This is a genomic window from Pseudoalteromonas sp. XMcav11-Q, assembly GCF_040104525.1.
Classification (GTDB): domain Bacteria; phylum Pseudomonadota; class Gammaproteobacteria; order Enterobacterales; family Alteromonadaceae; genus Pseudoalteromonas.
In genome coordinates, this window is sequence record NZ_JBECOX010000004.1 from 173,240 (window position 1) to 199,663 (window position 26,424).

23 protein-coding genes are annotated in these 26,424 nt (G+C 42.5%); 2 read left to right on the forward strand and 21 right to left on the reverse strand.

The annotated features are described in order from the left end of the window. Nucleotides 1–115 precede the first annotated feature (115 nt). From ABMY45_RS08315 to ABMY45_RS08325, 3 genes are all read right to left on the reverse strand, one after another. Complete coding sequence (locus ABMY45_RS08315) at nucleotides 116–616, reverse strand: DUF4240 domain-containing protein (protein WP_010605492.1); 501 nt, start codon at nucleotides 614–616, stop codon at nucleotides 116–118. A gap of 153 nt (nucleotides 617–769) precedes the next feature. Then, nucleotides 770–1,267, reverse strand: coding sequence for an acetolactate synthase small subunit (gene ilvN, locus ABMY45_RS08320; protein ID WP_010377111.1), 498 nt, complete (start codon nucleotides 1,265–1,267; stop codon nucleotides 770–772). Continuing rightward, entirely contained in the window at nucleotides 1,267–2,988 is a 1,722-nt protein-coding gene (locus tag ABMY45_RS08325) for an acetolactate synthase 3 large subunit (RefSeq protein ID WP_010605491.1), read from the reverse strand. Before ABMY45_RS08325 ends, ilvN begins: the two co-directional genes overlap by 1 nt. 366 nt (nucleotides 2,989–3,354) lie before the next feature. On the opposite strand from ABMY45_RS08325, the gene ABMY45_RS08330 reads away from it, so the two are divergent. Continuing rightward, on the forward strand, nucleotides 3,355–6,327 hold the full coding sequence (locus ABMY45_RS08330) for an immune inhibitor A domain-containing protein (protein WP_174169179.1): 2,973 nt from the start codon (nucleotides 3,355–3,357) through the stop codon (nucleotides 6,325–6,327). 34 nt (nucleotides 6,328–6,361) lie between these two features. On the opposite strand, the gene ABMY45_RS08335 is transcribed toward ABMY45_RS08330, so the two are convergent. The 6 genes from ABMY45_RS08335 to ABMY45_RS08360 form a co-directional block, all read right to left on the reverse strand. Further along, the gene (locus ABMY45_RS08335; protein WP_010377116.1) at nucleotides 6,362–7,369 is read right to left on the reverse strand and encodes an isocitrate dehydrogenase; all 1,008 of its coding nucleotides are present in this window, start codon (nucleotides 7,367–7,369) and stop codon (nucleotides 6,362–6,364) included. 196 nt (nucleotides 7,370–7,565) lie between these two features. Next, a complete protein-coding gene (locus ABMY45_RS08340) occupies nucleotides 7,566–9,257 on the reverse strand; it encodes a hypothetical protein (RefSeq protein ID WP_349288737.1) in 1,692 nt (563 codons plus the stop codon). A 167-nt stretch (nucleotides 9,258–9,424) separates the two neighbouring features. Then, a complete protein-coding gene (locus ABMY45_RS08345) occupies nucleotides 9,425–9,808 on the reverse strand; it encodes a DUF3192 domain-containing protein (RefSeq protein WP_010605488.1) in 384 nt (127 codons plus the stop codon). Between the two features lie 139 nt (nucleotides 9,809–9,947). Beyond that, nucleotides 9,948–10,718, reverse strand: a complete 771-nt coding sequence (gene xni, locus ABMY45_RS08350) for a flap endonuclease Xni (protein WP_349288738.1) — start codon at nucleotides 10,716–10,718, stop codon at nucleotides 9,948–9,950. A 5-nt stretch (nucleotides 10,719–10,723) separates the two neighbouring features. Further along, on the reverse strand, nucleotides 10,724–12,067 hold the full coding sequence (gene ppnN, locus ABMY45_RS08355; protein ID WP_349288739.1) for a nucleotide 5'-monophosphate nucleosidase PpnN: 1,344 nt from the start codon (nucleotides 12,065–12,067) through the stop codon (nucleotides 10,724–10,726). 103 nt (nucleotides 12,068–12,170) lie between these two features. Further along, nucleotides 12,171–13,703 (reverse strand): diguanylate cyclase, encoded by a 1,533-nt coding sequence (locus ABMY45_RS08360; RefSeq protein WP_349288740.1) that lies wholly within the window; start codon nucleotides 13,701–13,703, stop codon nucleotides 12,171–12,173. A gap of 178 nt (nucleotides 13,704–13,881) precedes the next feature. Here ABMY45_RS08360 and ABMY45_RS08365 point away from each other — a divergent pair, with 178 nt between their 5' ends. Continuing rightward, nucleotides 13,882–15,660 (forward strand): PDZ domain-containing protein, encoded by a 1,779-nt coding sequence (locus ABMY45_RS08365; protein ID WP_349288741.1) that lies wholly within the window; start codon nucleotides 13,882–13,884, stop codon nucleotides 15,658–15,660. A 96-nt stretch (nucleotides 15,661–15,756) separates the two neighbouring features. Here the strand turns inward: ABMY45_RS08365 and ABMY45_RS08370 are convergent, their stop codons facing one another. The 12 genes from ABMY45_RS08370 to hisG all read right to left on the reverse strand — a co-directional run bounded on the left by ABMY45_RS08370 (nucleotide 15,757) and on the right by hisG (nucleotide 26,297). Beyond that, on the reverse strand, nucleotides 15,757–16,305 hold the full coding sequence (locus tag ABMY45_RS08370) for a YkvA family protein (RefSeq protein ID WP_010605483.1): 549 nt from the start codon (nucleotides 16,303–16,305) through the stop codon (nucleotides 15,757–15,759). Nucleotides 16,306–16,494: 189 nt separating this feature from the next. Beyond that, on the reverse strand, nucleotides 16,495–17,262 hold the full coding sequence (locus ABMY45_RS08375; RefSeq protein WP_349288742.1) for a glycosyltransferase family 25 protein: 768 nt from the start codon (nucleotides 17,260–17,262) through the stop codon (nucleotides 16,495–16,497). A 116-nt stretch (nucleotides 17,263–17,378) separates the two neighbouring features. Beyond that, on the reverse strand, nucleotides 17,379–18,170 hold the full coding sequence (locus tag ABMY45_RS08380; RefSeq protein ID WP_349288743.1) for a dermatopontin-like protein: 792 nt from the start codon (nucleotides 18,168–18,170) through the stop codon (nucleotides 17,379–17,381). Nucleotides 18,171–18,563: 393 nt separating this feature from the next. Beyond that, nucleotides 18,564–19,064 carry a hypothetical protein gene (locus tag ABMY45_RS08385; RefSeq protein WP_010605480.1) on the reverse strand — a complete coding sequence of 167 codons (501 nt, stop codon included), beginning with the start codon at nucleotides 19,062–19,064 and terminating at the stop codon, nucleotides 18,564–18,566. 219 nt (nucleotides 19,065–19,283) lie between these two features. After that, nucleotides 19,284–19,895, reverse strand: a complete 612-nt coding sequence (hisIE, locus tag ABMY45_RS08390; protein WP_349288744.1) for a bifunctional phosphoribosyl-AMP cyclohydrolase/phosphoribosyl-ATP diphosphatase HisIE — start codon at nucleotides 19,893–19,895, stop codon at nucleotides 19,284–19,286. Continuing rightward, nucleotides 19,892–20,665: an imidazole glycerol phosphate synthase subunit HisF gene (gene hisF, locus ABMY45_RS08395; RefSeq protein WP_349288745.1), complete on the reverse strand. Its 774-nt coding sequence runs from the start codon at nucleotides 20,663–20,665 to the stop codon at nucleotides 19,892–19,894. The genes hisIE and hisF overlap by 4 nt, the downstream gene beginning before the upstream one ends. After that, nucleotides 20,647–21,381, reverse strand: a complete 735-nt coding sequence (locus tag ABMY45_RS08400; protein ID WP_211865532.1) for a 1-(5-phosphoribosyl)-5-[(5-phosphoribosylamino)methylideneamino] imidazole-4-carboxamide isomerase — start codon at nucleotides 21,379–21,381, stop codon at nucleotides 20,647–20,649. Before ABMY45_RS08400 ends, hisF begins: the two co-directional genes overlap by 19 nt. Before the next feature lie 11 nt (nucleotides 21,382–21,392). Further along, entirely contained in the window at nucleotides 21,393–21,983 is a 591-nt protein-coding gene (gene hisH / locus ABMY45_RS08405; protein WP_349288746.1) for an imidazole glycerol phosphate synthase subunit HisH, read from the reverse strand. Next, entirely contained in the window at nucleotides 21,980–23,041 is a 1,062-nt protein-coding gene (gene hisB, locus ABMY45_RS08410) for a bifunctional histidinol-phosphatase/imidazoleglycerol-phosphate dehydratase HisB (RefSeq protein ID WP_138527068.1), read from the reverse strand. The genes hisH and hisB overlap by 4 nt, the downstream gene beginning before the upstream one ends. Then, nucleotides 23,038–24,105, reverse strand: a complete 1,068-nt coding sequence (hisC, locus tag ABMY45_RS08415) for a histidinol-phosphate transaminase (protein WP_349288747.1) — start codon at nucleotides 24,103–24,105, stop codon at nucleotides 23,038–23,040. The genes hisB and hisC overlap by 4 nt, the downstream gene beginning before the upstream one ends. Continuing rightward, nucleotides 24,098–25,393, reverse strand: a complete 1,296-nt coding sequence (gene hisD, locus ABMY45_RS08420) for a histidinol dehydrogenase (RefSeq protein WP_349288748.1) — start codon at nucleotides 25,391–25,393, stop codon at nucleotides 24,098–24,100. Before hisD ends, hisC begins: the two co-directional genes overlap by 8 nt. Before the next feature lie 4 nt (nucleotides 25,394–25,397). Then, nucleotides 25,398–26,297: an ATP phosphoribosyltransferase gene (gene hisG / locus ABMY45_RS08425; protein ID WP_174169188.1), complete on the reverse strand. Its 900-nt coding sequence runs from the start codon at nucleotides 26,295–26,297 to the stop codon at nucleotides 25,398–25,400. Nucleotides 26,298–26,424: the final 127 nt, after the last annotated feature.

Genomic DNA, 26,424 nt, shown 5'->3' on the forward strand with positions numbered 1-26,424 from the left:
AGCGGGAAGGATTGGTAGGCATCTGGAGCGGCGACATCTTGCGATGGTAATAGTGAGTCTCAGCGTCTAACTCTAGAACAACTAAAACCCATCACATAAAACAATAAACTAAACCTTATCCAAGCCAATATTGACCAAAAAGTTGAGGTAGTTCAGCCTTTAACTGTTTTGGTTTATTTTTAAACTTTTTGCCTTGCGGCGGAAAGTTCACGACACTGTGATACGGGAGTTCGTCTTGATTTTTTTCTTCAAAAAGCAACCCTGCAACTAAATCTAGTTCGTCAATAAATGGGTAGGGCAAGTCGTCTTTATTCGGAATAGCAAACTTATTAGCTAATTCGTCTGGTTCCGCTGTAAGTACACTTACCGCTTCAGGGCCGCGACTGATAATCCAATTACAAAAATCTAAGAAGTCATATTCGCTATTACAGCCTGCAATCACGTAGGCCACTTTCCAGTTATCCCAATGCCACAGTGCTCTTAGTTCTTTGGTATATAATGCATCGAACTGAGCAATTTCTTCTGAACTTAGCGGTGATAAACGCGTTTTTAAATAGTCATTATCGTTTGAATGATCGGGGGCGGTGACAAGCTGCCAGAAGCGTTCGAGTTCCATGTGCATAATCTAACTTGATAAAAACGAGATTATAGCCAGTAACCTAATGAGAGTAAATCGAAGCCGCCATGCAAATAACTGAAGCGGGTTGTACGTAATACAATGTACTCACCCGCCCAAAAGATAACAGTGACAGCTAAAAGGTAGGTGGTTTTATCCTTTCAGTGCTTTGTCACCTCGGCCAATACCTACCGCGCCAGAACGCACAAGTTCAATTATGTCGCTTTCGTGACGTAATAGATCCAAGAAAGACTCAAGACGGTCGGCTGAGCTTACCATCTGTAATATATAACTTTGCTTGCCCATATCTATAATGCTGGCTTGGAACACCTCAGCAACACGATTGATAGCAGCTCGTGTTACTTCATCTCTGGCATAGACTTTTACCAGTAGCAGCTCTCTTTCAATGTGCTGCATATCAGTTAGATCAATAACCTTAAGCACATCCACCAACTTATTAACTTGCTTGGTGATTTGTTCAACAATGCGGTCATCGCCTTGGGTCGTGATGGTAATACGAGATAGCGTTTTGTCTGCGGTTGTACCCACTGTTAAGCTGTCAATGTTGTACGCACGTTGAGAAAATAAACCCACAATACGAGAAAGAGAGCCAGGTTCATTCTCTAATAAAATCGATAGTATTCTTCTCATTATGCTTTTACTCCTTTTTTCAACCACATCTCGTCTATCGCACCTTGCTTAATTTGCATTGGATACACATGTTCAGACTCATCAACCAAAATATCTAAAAATACAAGTCGGTCTTTAATCGACATTGCTTTTTCCAGCGCCGCATCAAGTTGCTCAGGCTTATCAACCCGAATACCGATATGACCATAACTCTCGGCAAGCGCGACAAAATCAGGCAGTGATTCCATATAGGAGCTTGCGTGACGTCCCTCATACATCATGTCTTGCCATTGACGCACCATACCAAGCGAGCGGTTGTTTAACGAGATAACCTTGACAGCAAGGCCGTATTGCAAACAGGTTGAAAGCTCCTGAATATTCATTTGGATAGAGCCATCCCCAGTTACGCACAATACTTCACTTTGCGGGAATGCCATTTTTACGCCCATCGCCGCGGGCAAGCCAAACCCCATGGTGCCAAGTCCGCCTGAATTAATCCATTGACGAGGTGATTTGAACGGATAGTACTGCGCTGCAAACATCTGGTGTTGGCCTACATCCGAGCAAACATACGCATCACCACTGGTCATTTGGTATAGCTTTTCGATAACCGTTTGCGGCTTGATTTTTTCTACACCCGCAGTAAACGACAAGCATTTCTGAGCACGCCATGTGGTAATTGCTTGCCACCAATCTTCTTGTGCGGCTCGGTCAATGCGCTTCTCGCTTTTTTCGATACCGCGTAGCAATTGCTCCATCACCGTATCTAAGCAGCCCACAACTGGGATATGCGCTTGAATGGTCTTAGAAATTGAAGTTGGATCCACATCAACGTGAACAATTTTGGCATCCGGACAAAATTTCTTGACGTTATTGGTTACACGGTCATCAAAACGCGCACCTAACGCTAAGATAACATCGGCATTCGCCATCGCCTTATTCGCTTCAAGACTACCGTGCATCCCTAACATGCCAATAAAATTAGGATGTGTGCCGCTGATCCCGCCAAGACCCATTAGGGTATTGGTGATAGGCGCGTTTAGTTTCTCAACCAGCTCAGTTAGTTTTTCCGAGGTATTCGAAAGAATAATGCCACCGCCAGAATAGATAACCAAACGCTTCGCTTCAATAATGGCTTCAACCGCTTTGCGGATCTGCTTGGAATGCCCCTTTACACTCGGGTTGTAAGTTCGCATATCAATCTGTTCAGGCATCTGATAATCGAATTTAAGCGCAGGGTTCAAAATATCTTTTGGCAGCTCAACCACAACCGGTCCCGGTCTACCAGAGTTGGCTAGATAAAATGCCTTAGCTAACACTTCTGGGATTTTTGTCGCGTCGCGGCAGTTAAAACTGTGTTTAACGATAGGGCGAGAGCAACCAACTATATCCGTTTCTTGAAACGCATCATCGCCGATTAGGTTTGAAGGCACTTGCCCCGAGAGTACAACCATTGGGATTGAATCCATATAAGCGGTCGCGATCCCTGTAATGCAGTTAGTGGCACCAGGGCCACTGGTCGCAAGGACGACACCGACGTCTCCCGTTGCTCTGGCATAACCGTCGGCCATGTGGGTCGCTGCTTGCTCATGTCTAACCAAGATATGCTCAATATCTGATTGCTGAAACAAGGCATCATATAGATCAAGAACCGATCCGCCAGGATAGCCAAATATGTATTTTACTTTTAATGCGCTCAATGCTTTTACTACTAGCTCGGAGCCGTTGTATTGCTCTGCCATTACCTCATTCCTCGTTGACTGTGCGTGCCTGTTATATTTATAAAATCAAAAAAAAACCCCGCTGGTTGCGGGGTTTGAGTATTTCTTTCAAGTAATAGCTCCCCGCTGAACTCTATGAAGAGACCAGTACCACCACGAGAACGATTAGTTGAAAGAAATTTGTCATTATTTTGCCTTTAAGTTGATGTCAAAGTTAGCCTACACAGTATTAGATATAAATTCCACCTTTCCACCTTTCAATTGTTGAAATATTACATTTCAATTTAAAATTCACCACCAATTGGATTTTTTATTTAGTAGAACTTATACGGGAACAAAACGATAAAAATGCTAAACTTAAAGCTCAATTGTACTAGGGAATCTTAGATGAATATTTTTAAACTAAGCGTATTGGTATCGGCCACACTGCTATCAAATGCAGCGTCAGCGCAGGTGCTCTATAAAGATCAAGTTATCTATTGGCAGGAGAAAAAGCTCGGCCGCACGCTGAGTGAATACGAGCGGAAAATTGCGCTTGAGCAATTCACCAAAACAAAGCCTATTGCCAGCCAAATAAAAACACCTTATGCAATTAAAAATGTGCACCTTGGCAATACTAAGTTAGGTAAACAATTTGCGGTGGGCACGGCGCAAACACTTAATGAAGCTAAAATCCTTGCTATTCTGGTCGATTTTCCCGACTTACCTAACGACCAGAACCGACTAAACCCGGGTGATACAGATATGTACTACTCGAGCTATCCCGCGTCTCACTACCAATCACTACTGTACTCAGATAGCGGCTATAACGGCCCTAACAATGAATCGTTGCAATCCGCTACCCAGTTTTATCAAGCGGCCTCAGGGGGCAGCTTCAAGGTATCTGGCAATGCATTTGGTTGGGTAAGAGCCGCTCAAAATGCAGCCTACTATGGCGAACAAGAAGGCGATACCCGAGACTTAAGACCGGAAGAGTTGGTGTTCGAAGCAGTAAGCAAAGCTGTGACCCAATTTAATATCGACTTATCTGAGTACGATAAAACAGATTTGAACGACATAGATGGTGATGGCAACCGCCTTGAACCTGACGGCATAATTGACCATGTCATGTTATTTCATTCAAGTATTGGTCAAGAAGCAGGTGGCGGCGTATTAGATACTGACGCAATTTGGTCACATCGCTTCTTCGTATTTGATGAAAACAACCAACCTAAGGCAATTCCAGATACCAACTACAAGATTTATAACTACACCATTAATCCTATTGATGCTGCAATCGGTGTGGTTGTTCATGAGTTTGGTCATGACCTTGGGTTACCCGACGAATATGATTTAAATTCCAATGACATAGGCGAACCCGTTGCGCTGTGGTCAGTTATGTCTTCAGGCAGTTACTTAGGCCAATTAAGTGGCTCGCAGCCCACCCAGTTCTCCCCTAAAAGCCTTGAGTTTTTACAACAAAATTATGCAGGAAATTGGTTAAACCAAACAGAGTACACATTAGATGATTTGAGTACAGAACAAACGGTAACGCTCACGGATATTGGAATAAACAATGGTACTACGAATCAAATAAAGATCAATTTGCCTGCACAACTAGAGGAATTCATTACGCCTCTGGATGGAAATTACCACTATTACTCCGGACAAGACGACAAACTCAATAATCAAGCAAGTTTTACCTTAAGCTTACCTAACGCAAGCCAAATTTCATTATCCATGCTTGCAAATTATAGTATCGAGCTTAACTACGATATTTTCCAAGTGGCGGTAAATGGGCAGCCAATAGCAGGAAATACAACAAAATCAAACCATCCAAATTATGCCAATGTCACTCACTACATGGATGGCGAGTCATCTTCTTTTGGGGCTAACCCAATTACGCTAGATTTTGATATCTCAGCGTACCGAGGACAAACTGTCACCGTGACATTCGTTTATCAAACTGACGATTTTGAAACGCTTAAAGGTGTATTACTAGACAACATTAAGGTGACAGCGGATGGTTCGCAAATTTATACAAATACCGCAGAGCCAACTAACGACTTAGTCTACAGTGGATTTCGTAAGATTTCTGGCTATAGAGCTAAATCAGGTAACGCTTACTACGCCCATTTACGCTCATTTAGAGGGTTAGATGCTGGTTTGTCTTTGTCTGGTTATAATTCTGGTGTGCTGATGTGGTACAGCAACAATGAAGAGAGTAATAACTCGACTTCGCTACACCCCGGCTCTGGAGATATGTTAGTCATCGACCAAGATCAAAACCCTATTTTCAAAGCCGACGACACCACACCCGCAACGAGTATTATTCAGGTCAAAGATGCGACGCTTCGTTTGGATACGCAGAAAGCAGGTCTTGGCGATCAACATCTCACGCCAATCAGTACGTTTGATGATACTCAGGATTACACCTTCCCAATCCAAAAGGAGTCAGGTGTTAGTTTGCCGGGTTTTGGTGTTCAACTTAGATTGAATACCATAGAGGAAGATGCAAGTAGTGCGCAAGTCGGTATAATTTACCTCAGCGACCCTAAAATCACTCAAGTACAATCGCAAAACACCGTTAAGTTTAATGTCAAAGGCTTAGCATTAAACGAATCAGATAGCTTTTTGTGGAACTTTGGCGATGGTCAAACAAGTAACGCGCTTTCACCTACTCATAGCTATCAAGATATTGGCAACTATACGGTAATGTTCACACGAACCAAAGCTGACGGGAGCAGTTCAGCGTTGAGTTCAAATGTCAGCGTAGGCAACGTCGAGCCAATCCCGCTTACAGTCGGTGATATCAAAGCGACCTCAGTAGGGCAAGGCTTTGTCTTCAATGCTGAAATCATTGGTGGCAAAGCGCCTTATGAACTTGACTGGAACTTTGGTGATGGAGCAACAGCATCATCTAACTCAGTTGAACATATCTATGAGCTAAGCGGCACGTACACGGTAACGCTTAATGTGAAAGATGCCGAAGGTGAGGCGGTAACTAAATCAACCTCAGTGACTGTCGTAGTACCACTAAGCATTGAAGCCACAGCGACCACATCTAACTTACAGGCAAGCTTTGTCGCAACTGCTGCTGGTGGTGATGGTAACTATCAAGCTAGTTGGGATTTCGGTGATGGTACGCAAGGTTCTGGTTTGACTACAACGCATAGTTACGCTCAAGCGGGTACATATAATGTCGTGTTAACGCTATCGGATGGTGCAGATCAAAGCGCGAAAGGCACTGTTGAGATCACAGTGACGACCCCAACAACAACGCCGACGGACTCTGGTGATAGCGGATCGTCTGGCGGCAGTATCGGATGGTTTGCGTTAATCTCTGGAATGCTAGTGGGATTAAGAAGAAGGTGGTGCTAACGCACCACCCAAGGATTAAATTGAGCGTTAAGAATTAAAGACGCTCAATTACCGCCTGTGTGAAATCGGTAGTGCCGTGGCTACCACCAAGATCGCGCGTAGTACGGTCACCGCTCTTAATAACGTCAGCTACTGCACTGCGGATTTTTTCCGCTTTATCAGCTTCGCCTAAATACTCAAGCATTTGAATTGAAGCTAAAATAACAGAAGTTGGGTTTGCAAGGTTTTTGCCTGCGATATCTGGTGCGCTACCGTGAACTGCTTCAAAGATTGCAGCATCAGTACCAATGTTTGCACCTGGTGCCATACCAAGACCACCGACAAGACCTGCACAAAGATCAGAAAGGATATCACCGAAAAGGTTTGTTGTTACGATCACATCAAACTCTTCAGGTGTCATTACTAGTTTCATACAAGTCGCATCAACGATCATTTCTGCTGATTCAATTTCAGGGTAACGCTCACCAACTTCACGAGCAACTTTAAGGAATAGACCTGAAGTTGATTTTAGGATGTTCGCTTTGTGAACCGCAGTTACTTTCTTACGACCTTCACGCTGTGCTAACTCATATGCGAAAGTTACGATCTTTTCAGCACCTTCGCGAGTGATCTTTGACATTGCTTCCGCTTCATTACCATCTTCAGAAACAACTTGACCAAGACCTGAGTACATACCTTGCGTGTTTTCACGTACGGTAATGATATCAATATCATCGTAACGTGCTTTAGTACCTTCAAATGACTTAACTGGACGAACGTTTGCGTAAAGGCCAAAATGCTTACGCAATGTCACGTTGATTGAAGTGAAACCTTCGCCAACAGGTGTAGTTAGTGGGCCCTTTAGCGTGATTTTGTTACGCTCAATTGCTTCTAGCGTTGCTGCTGGAAGTAATTCACCTGTTTTTTCTAAAGCAGCCAAACCTGCGTCTACGTACTCGTATTCATAGTCGCAACCTACGGCTTTTAAGATCTCGATTGCTGAATCGATGATGCTAGGGCCAATGCCGTCGCCACGGATAACTGTGATGGTTTGCTGTGCCATGTTTTTTCCTTTATCAAAAGTTGGAATACACCCAAGAAGAATTGCAGACTAAGTTTAGTAGAAATTAACAAAGGTGTACGTTCGCTTGTTTAAGCCGCGTTTTATAGCAATTAATTTGGTCTTATTCCAGTATGGAATGAAAAAATGACATACATATGATTTATGCTTGTTATTGATAGTATTTATAGAATAAATATCAGGCAATAGATGAGTAAAATCCGGCCTCTAGTAGCGCTACATCAAACTTTTGTGCGGTAACAAAACGACTTTCAGCTAATACGTCATCGACTAATTGTTTTTGCCATGCAGTTAACACGAAGGTGGGTGATATCACTTTAAGTGCAATAAGTTTAATAAAAATGAACAGTTTACACTGCGCATTGGTCTGAGACTTTTTTAACGTTTCGCTATCTAGCATTGCCTTATGAAGAATACTTTTTTCAAAGTACTGCAGATTAAAGTCTAGGTATTTATCTTTTGCTATCGCTCGGATCCCAAATAGGTTGGCAATTGATACTAGTTCTTCCGAATACTCACGAGAGTGGAGTGCAGTGGCATGTTGGATCTCTACCCCTTGTTTAGTCACTAAAAATACAATAACCGCTGCAAATGGCGACAATAAACGCTCAAATTGCTCACCATAACTTTCACCAACATATAAGGAGATAATTTGACTAATTACGCCATATTTGTGCACGATATCTTCTGTGAAAGGAAGCTTATGATTGGCTATGATCTGCTCAAGCAACACTCGCTGCGCCAGTAATCCAGCAGCATCAAGTCCTACCATGGCGAGAGAGTGCCTAACCGATGCGGCTTTTAGATTTTCACGGTTATACTGCTTTGCTGCGATCTGCAATGCACTTGACACTGAATCGAACTCGCAAATCAGCTTTTCAAGTGCACGAATACTTTGAAATTGACTGTGAGATAAGGCTTTTACTGTTTCTAGTAGATGTAAATGTTCAGAACCAAAAGGAAGTACTGCTGGTTCAGCAGCTCGGTCCCAAATATTGTAAAGTAACTTTGCATCTGTGGTTGCAGTCAAACCACAGTGAAACTGGAATTTACGGTTGGCCTTCGCCAGCTTTTTGGTTTGCCCATGTTCAACAACAGCAATTATTTTTTCACTATTGCTTTGTATCACCAAAAAGCCTTCTTCTCCTTTAATCTCGCACAGCAACCCCGCAGGATGATTAACAAATGCCCCTGCAATTGCACTCAGCACTTTTAATGCAAAAGCATAACTGAGTTTGCTATAAAGAAGCTTAATCGCTCTGTCTAAAGCCACGCAATTTTGCTTGTGTGTTGGCGTTATTAAGCTTGCTACTCGGTGAGCAATTGCAACAATCAAAGAAGCATGGTCATTGAAGCGCTGAGGGGTAGGAGCCACTAGCTTGCTGTCATAGTTTGAAAGGCGAGATAAAATTCGCAAACATTGCAGGTTAGGTGTTTGCCCATCACTCAGTATTTGTACGGCCAATTGATGGCGAACTTTCCAAAGCTTATCTTGCTGTGCATCTAACTTTTTACCTGCTGCGAGTTGATCGCTTTCTCTCGCTACGCATAAATAGTCCGCAAAGCTTGCAAGCAATAGCTCTTCGGTTACTGCACGAGAAAACTTTAAGTGATGACAAGCCATACAAACCAACACATTTTGATTCATGACCAGATTAGTGTTGTAACCCAAGTTTTGTGAATACAGTCCAAGCTGCCCATGCATGCTACTAGGCGAGGACTCATAACAGTCCATATAAAGCTGTGCAAGTTTAACAAGGGTAGGGTAGATAGAAGACCACTTCTCTTTGTGATAATAAAGACGTAATACTTTGTGTGTACCTTGGGCTATCGCGAACAGCGTTTTACTAGTAACTATCCTTGCATCCATCTATCTTTACCAATTTTATTAAGTAAACGGTCTATTTTAAAACGGTAAAATAGCTTTCTTAGCAAGGCAAAAACATTGCTATTTAGTTGTTCTAAATGAGGTGTTGTTAACGAAGCTAATATGGTATTTTACCCTTCAAATTGGTTGGAAGATTAATCTAATTGGCATCACACTTTATCAAATGTGACCCGAGCACCAGGCCCCCAAAGCTTTAATATGCCATTTTCAAACAATAATCCGGTGCATTCATCTTCCGTAGTAATACCATCTGGTTTTACAAGCTGAGTGCGATAAAACACAATTTGTACAACCGTATTGTCTTGTTTTTTCTTTACATACGTTAGATCCGGGCTACCCAAGGTATCCAATACTGTGTCTAACTCAGTCGGCTTTTCAAGGCTAAGATTACGAATGAAACGATTGTTAAACGCTTCTCGGTCCTGCCAAATCATCGCTTGCGGGTCATCTTTATAATAATTGATCACGAGAAACACCACAGTAACGTAAACCGCAAGGCCAAGAAATATGTACTGTAATATTTTCCTAATCATCTAACTGCTCAATAAAGAATGGGTAAAACGGACCTTGTATCTGCAAAAACTGAGATACGCTTGTATGCAATATATCAAAGTCATCTACATTCGCCTAGCGCTTAGCGACGATGTAATACATTGCCAATCAAAAGTCCCTTCAAACCACTCGTATATCCTTCAAACTAAAGCCAATTTCAATATCTCTTCTTAGAGTCACTAGCGCTAGGCTGGTAACATAGTCGCTTGCTCCAGCCTCTAATTTTGCTTTTGCAGCAGGCTTTACTGTCTCATCTTTTAGCATACTTTCAAAGTCGTCATGCTTTGCGAGTAGCTCTTGCGCCGTCTTGATACCAACCCCAACAACACCTGGAATATCGTTCGTCTTGTCGCCACTTAACGCCCAAAACATTTCGAGCTTGCTTTGGGTGACAGAAAATCGACTTTTGATATCTTCGAGCGAAATTATCGACTTTTTAAAGTAGTCGTACACAGAGATAGCATCATTTATCAGGGGTAAGAAGCCTTTATCAGTCGATACTATCGTGCAGTTAACGTTGGCAGCTGCGGCTTTACAGGCAAGCGTCGCTATCACATCGTCAGCTTCATCATGTTCGGGATTAAATGATTTAACACCAACACTTGCGAACGCTTGTGAAAACTTGTCGAGGTTCTGATTTAGAAATTCGGGCATAGGTTGACGGCTTATTTTATATTTTGGGTAAAAGTGATAACGCCAACTTTTATCACCATCAAAGACAGCAACTGCGTGTGTCGCCCCCGTTTTACGTAACAAGCTACGAGTCGCTTGCTCTACACGAAGACAAGAGGCCTTTATATGGGCCTCTTGTTCTTTAGTACCTTTTGGTTCATTAACAGCATAGATGCGCCTGATAAGGTTAAGCGCATCTATTAACAACAAATTATTCATTCACTCTAAGCTTTAATTTTATAACACGGTATATATTTGCTCCCAGGTAGCTTCATTCGCCCCTGAGCTACAAATGCACCCAACAGCTTATCCATATCGGCCATCAGTGATTTATCACCACTTAATTCATACGGACCATGCTGTTTAATTGCTGTAATACCTTCATCCTTCACGTTACCGGCAACAATACCAGAAAAAGCACGTCTTAAGTTAGCAGCCAGTAATTGTTTTGGTTGCTCTAGATGTAAGTCTAAGCCCGACATATTTTCATGCGTTGGTGCAAATGGGTGCTGAAAATCATTTTCAATCTTTAAAGTCCAATTAAAGTAATAGGCATCACCTTCAGACTTACGATACTCGCGCACCGTTGCCATCGATTGTTTGAGCTTTTTGGCTACTAGCTCTGGATTGTCTACGATAATTTCAAACTTAGACAGAGCTTCTTTCCCGAGTGATTTTTCAATGAAAGCACTGAGTTCTTCAAAATATGCCGCTGACTCTTTAGGGCCAGTTAAGATCACAGGTAAGCATTGCTTTTCATTTTCTGGATGTAACAAAATACCCAGTAAATAAAGCAGCTCTTCAGCTGTTCCAGCACCACCTGGGAAAATAATGATGCCATGCGCAATACGGATAAAAGCTTCAAGACGCTTTTCAATATCAGGCAAAATCACTAATTCATTAACAATTGGGTTAGGCGGTTCAGCGGCTATAATACTGGGTTCGGTAAGGCCTAAATAACGGTTATTCGAGATCCGTTGCTTAGCATGGCCAATTGTCGCTCCTTTCATCGGGCCTTTCATTGCACCCGGTCCACAACCAGTACAAATGTTTAGGCCGCGAAGACCGAGTTGATAACCCACTTCCTTGGTGTATTTGTATTCAACTTCATTAATTGAATGGCCGCCCCAACAGACAATCATGTTAGGGTCTTTATTCACTTCAAGCGCATCAGCGTTACGCAGCATGTCAAAAACCATATGGGTAATTTCTACCGGCGATTTATTTTCACCGTGATATTTTTGACAAATAAAAAGTATGTCGCGGATCACGGAAAATATGTGCTCATGGATACCGGTAATTATTTGACCATCGACAAAAGCAGACTCGGGGGGATTGCTTAACGCAATTTTTATTCCTCGCTCGCGTGCGAGTAGCTGAATATCAAAATCTTCGTATTTATCGTAGATTTCAGAGCTGGAATCGGTATGACTACCTACATTCAATACCGCCAATGCACAATTTCTAAAAAGCCTATATCTCTCACTTGTGGTTGACTGCTGAAGTAAATCGACTTCCAATCTTGATAATAAGTTAAGAACCCCAGTTGGGTTTAGCTCTACTTGCATAGGCTTACTCCTTGTTTGTAATGCGCAGCGAATTGGTATAACCAAGCAAAGCGGGGACGAGTATAATGTCTCGCAACTCAGCCTTTACCCAAGTTAACTCTATTTACTTAAAACACAATCTATCTCGCCCGCTATTCTTCGCTTCATAAAGCGCTGCATCAGCTCGGTCAAAAGCACTCAACGCAGTGTCCCCTTTGACAAACTGAGTAGCACCGAGAGAAATCGTAATTTCGACTTCTTTTTCTTTAAATTTGAATGGTATAGATTTAATGACTTGCCTTACTTTTTCAAGCGGTTTTTGCGCATGAGTCAGCGGCATACCTGGCATTAGCAAAACAAATTCCTCACCGCCGTAGCGTGCGATAAAATCGCTTTTCCTAATAGACTTTTTAAGGGCTCGTGCGATCACTTGCAATGTTTTGTCGCCCGCACTATGACCATAACGGTCGTTGATAGATTTAAAGTGATCAACGTCAATAACAACCAGCGTCACATCTGAGTCGTTTATCTCAAATAGGTGCATTTCATGGGTTAGACGCTCATCGAAAGCTGCTCTATTTGGTAACTTAGTTAAGCTATCCAATAGGCTTTTGAACTTTTGTTCGCTGAGTCGCTTTTTATAATTTGAAACTTTGGACTCTAAGGTGTTGATACGATTATTAATTGCATCAAATGAGTCAAGCAGCGCCTCACGCTCATTTTTTTCGAGCTTTTCACGCTCTATCAAATCAGCACTCAGTAGTTTCAACTCGTTGTCGACCAAGGCTTTAAGCTCAGTTATTGAGCTGGCGTTTTGGGTTTGCTGATTTAAGTTTTGAATTTTTAGTTCTATTTTATTGTTTAACGACTGTAGTTCTTTAGATGTTGATTTTGAACGCGCCGTTGTTTCAACAATAGAGCGATGTAGCTCTTCCAGTGTTTGATTCAGTGAAACCAAAAAACCTTGTGCGGATTGGCGCTCTTTGGCAATCGTTTGCGCAATAATTTTAATGATTTCTGTCGCTGCTGAATATAAATTATCTAAACTGTTGTTTTCCGCAACGCTTGCGCGGATCTCTTTAACCTTTTCTATTACTTCATCTTCGAAAATTAATTCGTTGATCAAAGCTTGAAGTTCAGCAGCTAGTTCTGGGTGGTGGCTGGCTGATGCCCCTTCTGTAATTTCTACTTTGGATTGTAAAACCGTATGGTAGATAGAAACCAAAGACTCTAACGCGGGAATGTAAGCATTAGTAGAGTTGATATCTTCAAGTTCTACATCCAATAAATGACGCAACTTTCTGCGCGACTCATCTGGTAATCCCTTGAGCTTCTGCAGTAACTTTCCGCTTTGCTGAATTGCCGTTTGCAATGCTTTTTGATTATTTGAATTGGTCACTTCTTGTGACTTTAGCGGCTCGGAAATTCCATCGATAAAAGGCACAAGCAGCTCAAAATCGACGCCTTTATTAAGTGCAATACGAAATTTAGCTAACTGATTATCAAGTGAAACATCTTGCCCTTTGCAGGCCAGGGATAACTTTGCAGCAAACTGAGTAAGGAATTCTACTTGTTGTTTTCTTGCATCCTCAAGCGTTTTTCTAGCCTCTATGGCTTGCTTTAATTTCTGCTCGAGCATTAAGGCATTGTCAGTCACAGATTTCCAATCATAAAATAATCTCTTAGTTACCAAGTCTACAACAAATTACGCTGTTATGCGCGGAAATTTAACGTGGTAATGTATCGGAGTTTGCTGTTTACTCATCGATATTACTTAGCGTGTAAGTCGCTGATTTGGTAAATTGATTTTATCTCGAATTACCGATACAAAAATAATGAAGAAAAGCCTTATTGCCTTGGCATGTGCAGCAACATTTAGTGTTTATGCTGACGTCGACTACCGTATTTCAATTACACAACCGCAGCATCACCTTGCAGAAGTAGAAGTTCAGTTTCCAAAATCTTCTCAATCAAGCATCGATGTGCAACTTCCAGATTGGCGTACAGGTCGCTACGAGATATTGGATTTAGCCAACGGCGTACGCTTTTTTGACGCAAAATCTCAAAGCGGGCAATCACAAAAATGGGAAAAAATTGATAAAAACACATGGCGTGTACACCTTAGCGAGCCTACCGAGCTGACGGTTAAATATCAGGTTTATGCCAATGAGTTAGGTCTTCGAGCTAGACACATAGATGACACCCACGCGTTTATCGATGCATCTGGCTTTTTGATGTTTAGTGAATCTTTCAGATCAGAGCCTGTTTCTGTTGAACTCAATGTACCTAAAGGCTGGCGCTCAGTCTCCGGTATGGAGTTTGCCGATTCAAAAAACAGTTTCAAAGCCGATAACTATGACATATTGTTAGATTCTCCTATTGAGACTGGTATTAATCAGCTGCACAAATTTGAAGTGGATGGCCGTAGATATGAACTAGTTATTTGGGGCGAGGGCAACTATGACGTTGACCAAATGCTAGCCGATCTTAAAAAACTCGTTCAAACCGGCACGCTCATTTGGCACGATTATCCTTATGACCGTTATGTCTTTATGGTGCATGCAACCAGCGGTGCACGAGGGGCAACAGAGCACTTAAACTCGACGATTATTCAAAGACATAGAGACAGTTTTAAAGAAAGAGATGACTACATTGGTTTTATCTCTACAGCCGCACATGAATTCATCCACACGTGGAATGTCAAAAACTATCGTCCAGCAGGCATGGTTCCTTATGATTACGTAGCACCAAATTACACGGATTTGTTGTGGCTAGCAGAAGGCTCAACCAGCTACTTTGAGGATTATTTGCTGCTAAGTGCAGGGATCACCACCAATGACGAATATCTTAAAATGCTGACTAAGCGTGTTAATCGTCATTTGAAAACTCCTGGTCGTCATGTTCAGTCGGTTGCTGCAACGAGCTTTGATAAATGGATCAATCAAGGTGGCGATCATGGGATAAATTACAGCACCAATATCTATTCAGAAGGTGCGTTGGTGTCCATGGCACTTGATATCGACTTACTCGAAAAATCAAACGGAAAAATTAGCTACCGTGACGTTCATAAAGCACTTTACCAACAGCATAAATTGCCAAATAGCTTCACCAGTGAAGATGTTAAAAACATCCTAAAAGTGCTTACCGGTCAAGACTATAATACTTGGTGGAATGAATATGTTGATACACCAGCGAACATAGATTTTGACACATTACTCGACAAAGTAGGACTTGTTTATGATTATCCTAAGTCAGCAAAAGTGATTGCAGGCTTAGATGGTATGGCAAGACAAAAGGGTGAATTACTGGAGCTGACCCATGTAGCTCGAGATGGAAATGCATGGCAAGCGGGGCTAACAGCAGGCGACCTTATCGTTGCATTTGATAAGCACCATGTTCGTAAAGATTTAAAAGCGAGCTTAGAAAACTTCGAGCCAGGTCAAACAATCACGGTAGATTTTATCCGTCGTGATAAGTTGATGAATACGAAAATCAAGCTTGACCGCGACCATGATAAGCCTAAAAAGATAACATTTACGCCTAACCCATCAAGCGAGCAAGCGTTACTTTATAAAGCTTGGATGGGTGTGTCTCACCCAAATGAAATAAAATAATGGCAATCAAAAAGGGCTGATGATTATCAGCCCTTTTATAGTCCACAGCCCTAAGCTTAGCTAAAAAGCAATTAGCTAAGCTTAGGGCTACTTAACTTACATAATGCGAGAAAAGAAGCGTGAACGGTTTTTAGAACGACTTCTACGCATAGAAGAACGGATCTGAGAGCGTGTGCCCGCAAGCCAACTTTCACGATCGACCTTAGCATTATCACCACGTCTTGCTTCTTCAGTTGCTCTAAAGCCACAGAATTCTCTGTATGCTTTTAAGTCTAGCGACAGTTCTTGTAACACAAGTTCAATCATAATCGCATCATCGACATAGCCTAATACTGGGATATGATCTGGAACGATATCTTCTGGTTCACTGAAATAAGCAAGAGAAGCCATGATTTCACGCTTTTCATCTTCTGGCATTTGCCATTCTTCGTCTAACACTGCGTCAATTAGCGTTTGTAACGAAATCAGACGAGTGCTAACAAATTCAGGAAGGTTGGATTTTTCCATCGTTGCCACTAAATTACGCGCTTTAGCTATAATTTCGGCATCACTCACATCGCCACTTTTCTCAATAGCAGCTTTCATCATTCCACGGAAGTGTTCAAGATCTGAATCAGAGAGTTCAAAGTTGATTTCTATAGACACGTCTGTGCTCCCTCAACGTTGTTATTATTAATGGTTTAAGCAAAAAGTTAAACTTATTGCAATAATCTTAGATACTAGCACATCTTTTTCAGAAGTCTTCCCATAAATTACACTTTTAACACGAATTTTTCTCTATTACGTACAACAATCGAATCCATTGTTCAAAAGGCGTACAGCGGTTTTAGTTCCTTATAACTGGAAGTGTTGCTGATAGCGTTTGAGAACCAGTCCGCGATAAAATTTGTTTTTTATAAACTTATTTACCTGTAGTAATTGCTTACGCCAAAAATAGCGCTTTACGCCAGTAGCACTCGACGTTCTGTCTATGGTACTCGCAAACTTTTCACCATGACTAACAGGACAAGGACTCATTACAAATACACTGAGCTGTTTTTCCCAAAAATGTTGATAATCAATATCTACAGGCCTACCGAAAGGAGTTGACTTAGATAATATTTTCTTCGCCCCCTCAAAACTTACAAGCTGAGCGACGGTTCCGGCGGGTACTTTATTTTGCATAAATAACGATAACGATTTATTTAGCGGAAAGCTTGCAATCGGAGTGCGTTTGTTCTTCGGAGATTGGAATAGCTTGATCATATCCCAACCAAATGGCAATGAAGTAATCAGTTGGTCTATCTGTGCTAAGTCGTGGTGGAGTTGAAAATCATCTTCAAAAATAAAAGCATAGGGCAATTCTAACTCAACAATTTTTTCAAGTGCTTTGATATGACTTAGATAACAACCTATCTCTCCTAACGTTAAAGGCCGGAAGTATTGCTTAGCGTTTTTTAACTTACAATAGCTCGTATCTAAAACGTCTGCGCTCAGTTCTGCGCCTTTTACAGCGCTTATCCTTTCAAAGGGTAGTGAGAACTTATCAAACTGGAGAGTAGATTCCTTGAGTCTATCAGTGCAAGAATCTAAATTGATGAGAAAAATATTCGGTTTGGTCACGATAACTCTTAAATCCGCTAACTAATTACATTATGAGTGTGCGACTTTTGTATGACAATGAAATGACCAAATTCTGACATGAGAGTAGGGTATCAACCCTACTCTAAAGGAAGTTATTACCAATCACTCGCAGCTGAGCAGTAACTCACTGCAGTTTGACGGTCTTCCGTTCTGTTATCATGGCGACTTGACATGCCGATGATTGCACCATTACCACCTAATGTCCAAGGTTGGTCGTAGCCTGTGTATTGTGTTGTAATACATGATTCAGCGAATAGTGCAGCGCCTGCGCTAGAGGTTGCCATAGATGCGCAATTAAAGTTAAACAAACGGTCTTCTGTACCATTATCGTGACGACTTGACATTCCGACAAAGAATTGACCATTAGGACAAACAAAGTTAAACGCTTGATCGTATGAATTTACGTAACCGCTCCACTTTGTCGTTTTACGATAAATGCGACTACCACTATCCGTTGTAAATTTTGCACAGACTAAGCTAAAACGTCTGTCTTCTTGCTTATCTTGGTGGTAGCTTGAAATTGATTTAATAAACATATTACTTGGACAAGTGTAAGTAAATGCTTGGTCGAAATCATTTAAATACCCCGTATTGAGTTCACTATAAACACGTAAGTTACCACCAGCTAGCGTTGAAAAATCACTGGCAATTTCAGTGCTCTCAGTTTTCGCTAATTTAGTCTCAGTAACGTCATAACCTGAAACATCGTTATTAGTTTCTATTAGCGCAATTATCTCATCTAAATTCTTAGCTTGAGAAGCGGGGATCTCATATACACTGCCATTTACTGTATACTCGAATGGCTTAGCTTGTTCATTAGCAGAAGCAGGAGTGCAAAGCATAGCAACAGAGAAGGATAGAGCTGAAAGCTTTATTAATATGTTCATCTTAATTCCTTTAAAAATAGTAGTTAATTTAGCGCCAACAACAAAAATAGCACCTGAATTAAACGCTACCTTTTCTTAATAAACAAGCTTTATTATTAACACAAAAAACCAAATAAATGCATAATAAGCATCAATTAAATACAGACTGTTGCAGAACCTAACTCCGCTCAAAATACATACAGCTTATTTTTTCTAAATTTGTATCGCGTTACACCACAATTACTATTCACTATTTTTATATAAAAGACGCCACGCGAAGCGACATTAGAATCGAGTAAAGCAACAATGAAAAATTTATTAACGCTTAAACAGACAAAGTCAAGGGGATTGCAAACGAGGAATCCTAGGGTGGGATAGGGCAGAAGAAGCACAACACTTCTCCGTATTTTGTATTTATTTTTCAGTCACATTAAACGAAACTATCCATGGCGAGACTTTATCGAGGCCTTTGCCCAGTTCAATTGCAATTTTGCTAGTAGAGCTCGGCGAAGTAATGTCCGTACGCATTAGCTGGCCACTCTTTTGGCTATCACCAGCCCAAGAGTGATCTAAACATTGCCTTGCTAGACTCTGTGCATAGTTATGGATTTTTACTGCGTTTTCGTACTCTTTGAACTGCTCAGAACAGGTATATTTTGATTTTCCACTAGCGCTTTCTATAATTTGGCATTTATTGCCAACTAAATGTGCCTTAGCCTGCCAAGAGTTAATTAACTTTGCGCCGACTTCAGCACCTTTAAGCGCTGAAAACCCTGTGGATGATGCACTTAGAAGCGTATTAAGTTTCTCGCAATTAGACATATCATCGAGCTTTTCTTGTTGCTCTGGGGTTAATGTTGAACATCCGGCAGCTGTCAATCCTGCCAGCATTAGACCAAGTAATCTTGTTTTCATAAACCGTTCCATACTGTTCGTAGTAGCACCATTAAAGTTAGACTAATATTTTGCCACTGCATAGTTGTAAGACTATGAGAAGTTTACCTTATTTATATGAACAGGAGTTGATCTAATTACAGGTTTATCCCAATTTTACTAAGCTGGCTTGTTTCGGCACGATGTCTGGAACAAGCCAACGAAGGGATAGACGAAATGATTACTTACCCAAAGCGCAAATTACTTATGCCTATCTTTGAGCGTACTGACCACCTCACTGAGTGTAAGGCCCTGCCTCTGAAGTAAGACAATGAGGTGATACAGTAAGTCTGCGGACTCATTGAGCAACTCTTCGTTGTCGTTTTTCATCGCCGCGAGCGCCACTTCAACCCCTTCTTCTCCCACTTTTTGACAACTACGGCTTAAGTCTTTAGCAAATAAAGAGGCGGTATAGCTGCTTTCAGGTGATGCATTTTTCCTCTGGGCAATCACTCGCTCAAGCTTTCCTAAAAATGCAAGCTCTGGCATGGTTTCCGCAAAGCAGCTTTCGGTTCCAAGGTGGCAAGTTGGACCTTGTGGCTTTGCGTAAATCAGTAAGCTGTCTTTATCACAATCGGTATGCACTTCCACCAAGGTTAAAACATTGTTTGAGGTTTCACCTTTGGTCCAAAGGCGCGATTTTGAACGCGAATAAAAAGTAACGAGTTGCTTTTCTAATGTCACTTCAAGGGCTTCTCTGTTCATAAAGCCTTGCATCAATACTACCCCGGTTAACACATCTTGTACGATAGCGGGAATGAGTGCTGATTTATCAAAATCTACTTCTGCTATGTTTTGTTTATTAATAATCATTGTCGTGCCGCCACATCATTATTTATTAAGAACTGCTTGAGCTTTGGAATGTCAATCACACCTTTATGGAACACACTTGCAGCCAAGGCACCATCTACATTAGTTTGTTTAAATACATCAACAAAGTCTTGCAAGCTGCCCGCGCCGCCAGAGGCGATAAGTGGCACTTTACACAGCGCTCTAATCGCGCTGAGCTGCGCTATGTCATAACCATTACGCACACCATCTTGATTCATACAATTAAGTACAATCTCTCCAGCGCCAAGGTCTTGAACTCGTTTGACCCATTCTTGCGTTTTGTATCGAGTACGACTTGCCGCATTCGGATCGCCAGTTAACTGGTATACTAAATATTCCTGAGTTTGCTTATCATAGAAGCTGTCTACGCCGACAACCACACATTGCTTACCAAATTCGTCATGTAACTCTTTAATGAGTTCAGGCCTTGCAATGGCAGGGCTGTTAATCGAGATCTTATCTGCGCCTTGCTCAAGCACTCGAGCAGCATCAGCCACTGATTTAATCCCACCAGCTACACAAAATGGTATATCGATATGTCTGGCAATTTCAGCTACCCAATTGACATCGAGTAAACGCTTTTCTACGCTAGCACTGATCTCATAAAACACCAGTTCATCAGCACCTGCCTCACTATAACGCTGGGCGAGATCAAGAATATCACCGACGACTTCATGGCCTTGGAATTTAACGCCTTTGACCACCTGACCGTCTTTTACGTCTAAACAAGGAATTATGCGTTTTGATAGCATGTTAGAGCCTCCTCAACGCTAAATACACCTTCAAGTAGCGATTTGCCAAGTATTACTCCACCTACTTGTTGCTTTGCAAGCTGTGCAATATCGTCAAGAGAGCTCACGCCCCCTGATGCTTGTACTTTAATTGCACCGTTATGTTTGGTTATGTCTTCATATAAGGAAAACGATGGACCTGTCATCGTGCCATCCTTACTGATATCCGTACATAAGAAATCACTCACACCTTGCTCAACATAAAAATCTAACAGCTCGAATAGATCGCTTTTCGCATCATTTAGCCAGCCGTGAGTGGCAGGAGACCAGCCGCTTTCGGTTTTGTTCACATCAAGTGCAATCACGAATTTGTCGGCGCCACATGCTTTAATCCACGCAGCAACTTCTTGCTGTTTATCTACCGCCATTGAGCCAATCACCACTTGGGCAGCTCCGGCATCTAACCATTGCTTTACGTCGTCTATACTGCGAATACCTCCGCCTACCTGAAAGGGAACAGATAAAGCCTTAGTCGCCGCTTGGATAGTGCGCCACTGCTTTTTGCTCGGGTCACGAGCCCCTTCTAAATCCACCAAATGTAGCTTGGCTGCGCCTGCATTTTGGTATTCAAGTAAACGCTCAGCTAAATTAAATGGGTAAAACTGTGCGGTTTCGTACTTGCCTTGATACAAACGAACAATATTGTTCTCTAATACATCTAAAGCGGGAATAATCATTGTTCGTCCTTTTATAGCTGCCAATTAATAAAGTTTTGTAAAAGCTGCGCACCAACCTTGCCGCTGCGCTCAGGGTGAAATTGCATGCCGGCATAATTGTCGTTTGCTACAATCGCAGAGAACGCTTGACCGTACTCACCCGAAACCAGTGTCGATTGATTGATGGTATGCGCAAAACTGTGTACAAAGTACACTTGGTCTTGTTCACTGAGTCCTGTAGTGAGCGCATGAGGCTTCACCACACGGAGATTATTCCAGCCCATATGCGGTGTAGTTAACTCATTAGTCTCTAATAACTCAACCTTACCCGGAATGCGACCTAAGCACGGAATATCCCCTTCTTCAGTCGACTCACAAAGCAGCTGCATCCCTAAACAAATCCCCATCAAAGGCCGTTGATAGTCAGCTACTGCGTCTGCCCAGCCCTGCTCATTTAACCGCTTCATTGCCACATTTGCGTGCCCTACACCGGGTAAAATGGCTCGTTCAAAGCGGGCTAGCTTCTCCGGTGCAGTGATCACTTCAGGCGTAACACCAAGGCGCTCAAATGCAAAACGCACTGAGTTAATATTGGCACAACCGGTATTAATAATTGCAATCATAAACACCCCTTAGAACTTGCCATTTGCTGTGACGCGTCTGTTGCAATAGCCATACGAATAGCACGAGAAAATGCTTTGAATAAACCCTCAACTTGGTGGTGGGCATTACCTTCGCTTACGCTCAAAATTAAACTCACTGCCGCATTATCCGCGAAGGATTTAAAGAAATGCTCAACCATTTGTACATCCAAGTCGCCCACTTTATCTCTTGTAAAGTCAGCGTTAAGTACAAAAGACGCGCGTCCAGATAAATCCAATTGACATTCTGCTTTACATTCGTCCATAGGCAACGCAAAGCCATAACGTGCGATTTGTGATTTTGTACCAAGCGCGGTCTTAAAGGCCTGACCAAGGGCAATTCCGATGTCTTCTACGAGGTGGTGCTCGTCTATATGTAAGTCACCTTTCGCCTGAATATTCAGGCCAAGGTTAGCGTGAGTTCTGATCTGATCTAGCATGTGGTCGAAAAAACCAAGCCCCGTTGAAATCTCTCCATTGGCTTGTTGGTCCAGATTTATAGCTACCGAAATCTGGGTTTCTTTGGTATTTCTGGCAATTTGTGCCCTGCGATTTAAGGTGGTTAACTGAGTCACAATAGCAGGCCAGTTATCTTCGTAGAGAATACCTTCAATGCAGAGGTTTTCCGCAAGCTGAATATCGGTTTGCCTATCGCCAATAACAAATGATTTGCTAAGGTTCACTTTACCAGAACGCATCAATTCAGTGAGTAATCCTGTTTTAGGTTTGCGACATTGGCAGTTGTCTTCGTCAAAGTGAGGACAGATCAGTACTTCTTCAAAACGGATCCCTTGGCTTGTTAAGATTTGCATCATTTTATCTTGAGGCGCATCAAAATCAGCTTGAGGGAAGCTATCTGTACCGAGACCATCTTGATTAGATACCATCACTAGCTTGTAACCAAACGACTGCAGTTGTAATAACGCTGGGATCACATTGGGTAATAGTGCCAATTTCTCTAGGCTATCCACTTGCTTATCGGTTATTGGCTCTTCGATAATAGTGCCATCGCGGTCGATGAATAAATAGGGGGCGCTCATGATACTTCCTCAGTCACTTGGCATTGTTTCAGCCAGTTTTCTACTTGTTTTAATTCCTGCTCGTTGCCGATAGAGATCCGCAACCAGTTGTCCTCGCCAAACAGCACAAATGGCCGCATGATTAACCCCTGGCGCATCGCTTGCTCCACAAACTGTTTGTCGGTTAGCTGTAAAGTAACAAAGTTGCCTTCGCCGCATAACATTGCGCTTACGAACTCGCTGTCTTGTAGCCATTGTATAAGCTTCTTTTTTGCTAGGTTCAAAATAGAGACTTGCCGGCGCATCCGCGTTATCGCATCTGACGTTAACGCTGTTGCTGCTATTTGTGCCACGACTGTAGAAACAGGGTAGGGCGCAATCACTTTTCTCACCGGTGCCAATAGCGCTTCACTCGCTAACATAAAGCCAACGCGCAGTCCTGCCAGTGCAAACGCTTTAGATAGCGTACGCAGCACAACAACGTTTGAGAACTCTTTGATAAGCTCGACACAGGTTTGTTCTTCACAGAACTCAATATAAGCTTCATCAACGACCACGATTGCACGGCCTTTAAGCTTATCAGCAAGTGCAGCGACTTTGCTGGCAGGTTGTATTGCGCCAGTTGGGTTATTTGGATTACACACAAATACCAATTTAGCGTCACCAATTGCACTGATGAGTGAACCCACATCGTCATTAGCAAGCTGCGCTTGGCTTAATTCATTAATAGCGATGTTGTGGGTGTCTGCCGTTACTTTGTACATACCATAGGTAGGGGTAAAGATTGCAATGCTATCTTTGGCCGGTTCACAATATGTGCGTACTAATAACTCAATGCCTTCATCGGCTCCACGTGTCATCAGTACATTTGTTTGCTCGACCTTAGCGTAGCCTGCATAGGCATCAATTACCGCTTGTGGCTGCGGATCTGGGTAACGGTTTAAGTTATCAAAGCGCATTTCAAGCACACGCGCGTATGGACTTTCATTGGCATTGAGCCACGTGGTGCCTGTTAGCTTTGCACTTTTCGCAGAACTGTAGGCCTTGAGCTTTTCAATGTTATTTGGTAGCGCAATATTAGTCATTATTATTCTCCAGCCTCACTTTCACGGCGTTCACGTGCGCATCTAGGCCCTCAGCTTGTGCCAAAGGTAAAATGGCAGAGCGCAAACTACTCAGGCCTTCTTTTGTGATGGTTTGTACTGTGTAAGCCTTATAGAAATCCATCAGATTTAAACTTGAGTAGGTTTTTGAATAACCATAGGTTGGCAATACATGGTTGGTGCCAGACGCATAATCACCCGCTGATTCTGGCGTATAGTCACCAACAAACACTGAGCCTGCGTTTTTTACTAGCGGCAGGAAACGCTCTGCATCTCTTATCTGTAAGATTAGGTGTTCTGGCCCATACTCTGCTGAGATCTCAAATGCTTGCTCTATGCTCTCAACTAAAATCAGCGTGCTGTTTTTAAGCGCAGCTCTGGCAATATCAGCGCGACTAAGCTTGCTTAGTTGACGCTCGATTGCAGCTTCAGTTTCTTCGATAAGTTGACTGTCAGACGCCAATAATATGACTTGCGAGTCTTCCCCATGCTCCGCTTGAGAAAGTAGATCGGCGGCGATAAATTCTGGATTAGCGCCCTTATCTGCAATCACTAACACCTCAGAAGGGCCAGCCGGCATATCAATTGCAAGTCCCGGCACTGACTGAGAAAGCAGCTGTTTTGCCATTGTGACAAAGCTATTGCCTGGACCAAAAATTTTGTTCACTTGTGGTACGCTGTTAGTACCTAGCGCCATGGCAGCAATTGCACCTGCACCACCACATTCAATCACATCGGTAACGCCACACAGTTTAGCCGCATACAAAATCGCAGGATGTATTTGGCTATCGCCTTTAACCGGCGTCGCCAAGACGATTGTTTTTGCACCACTTAGCTGCGCACACACGCCTTGCATCAAGACAGAAGAAGGCAGTGGCGCGCTACCACCTGGCACATATAAACCCACGGCTTCTATCGCTTGATATCTGAGCTCGCAGGTCACACCTGGCTGAGTCTCAATTTTCTTGCTTTGTGGTAACTGCAACTGGTGAAACTTCTTAATGTTGCTATACGCTTGGTCAATGGCACTTTTAAGTTCAGGTGTTAACGCAAATTCGCTTTCAATAAGCTCTGTTCCCGTTACCCGTATTCTTGGATTAATACGTGCGTCGAACTGCTCGGCATAACCAAGTAATGCGTTGTCGCCGTTGCGAGCGACGTTATCAATTATCTTTTCAACTGCTGCTTTTACCTTATCGCCCACTTTGACCGCAGGACGGCTCAAGCATTCGCGACGTTGCTCGCTGGTGGCTTGCTGCCAATCAAACATGCTATTACTCCATCATCTTTTCAATTGGCATGACGAGAATAGAGTTAGCACCGAGCGCCTTTAACTCTTCCATTGTCTCCCAAAATAGGGTTTCAGAGCTGACCATGTGAAGTGCAACATATTCATCGCTGCCAGCAAGTGCAAGTAAAGTTGGTTGGCCTGTACCTGGAAGTAATGCACATACTTCATCTAGCTTATTCTTTGGTGCATGCATCATGATGTACTTGCTTTCTTTTGCTTGTTTCACCCCTTTAAGGCGTGGCATTAACTTATCGATAAGCGCAAGCTTACTTTGGTCAGTCAATGCTGCATTTTGAATGAGGCAAGCATTAGATTCTAAGATGGTATCGCCTTGCATAAGGCCATTAGCCTCAAGCGTTGCACCGGTTGATACTAAGTCACAAATGGCGTCAGCAAGGCCTGCTCGAGGTGCTACTTCTACCGAGCCCGTTAACATGACCACGCTAGCATCAATGTTCTCACGCTTTAGATATTGCTTTAAAATCTCAGGGTAGGTGGTTGCGATGCGTTTGCCGTTAAACCACGCTTTATCCTGTTGACCTAGCTCTTGTGGCCACGCCAGTGCTAAACGGCAAAAGCCAAAGTCCAGTCTTGAAAGTTTAGTGACTTCAGCAAACTGCTCGTTGCGAACACGCTCAGCTTGAACTTCTTCTAACACGTTTTCGCCGACAATGCCTAAATCACAAACGCCGTCCATTACAAGGCCGGGAATATCGTCATCACGTACTCTAAGTACATCAATAGGCATGTTGGTAGAGTGGGCGATCAAACGCTGTTCACGTAGGTTTAGTTTTACACCAAGTTGTTTGAGTAGGGCTTGACAATCCTTTGAAAGACGGCCTGATTTTTGGATTGCGATTCTTAAACGGTTGCTGTTGCTCATTATTTATTTCCTAATTCTTTAAACGAAAAACCCCGAGGCGGAACCTCGGGGCGAAATAAACTTTGACTATACTTTTTGCTTCGCCGGAGGTTCCTTTAAGGAATAACCCACCAGCGAAATACCTGAC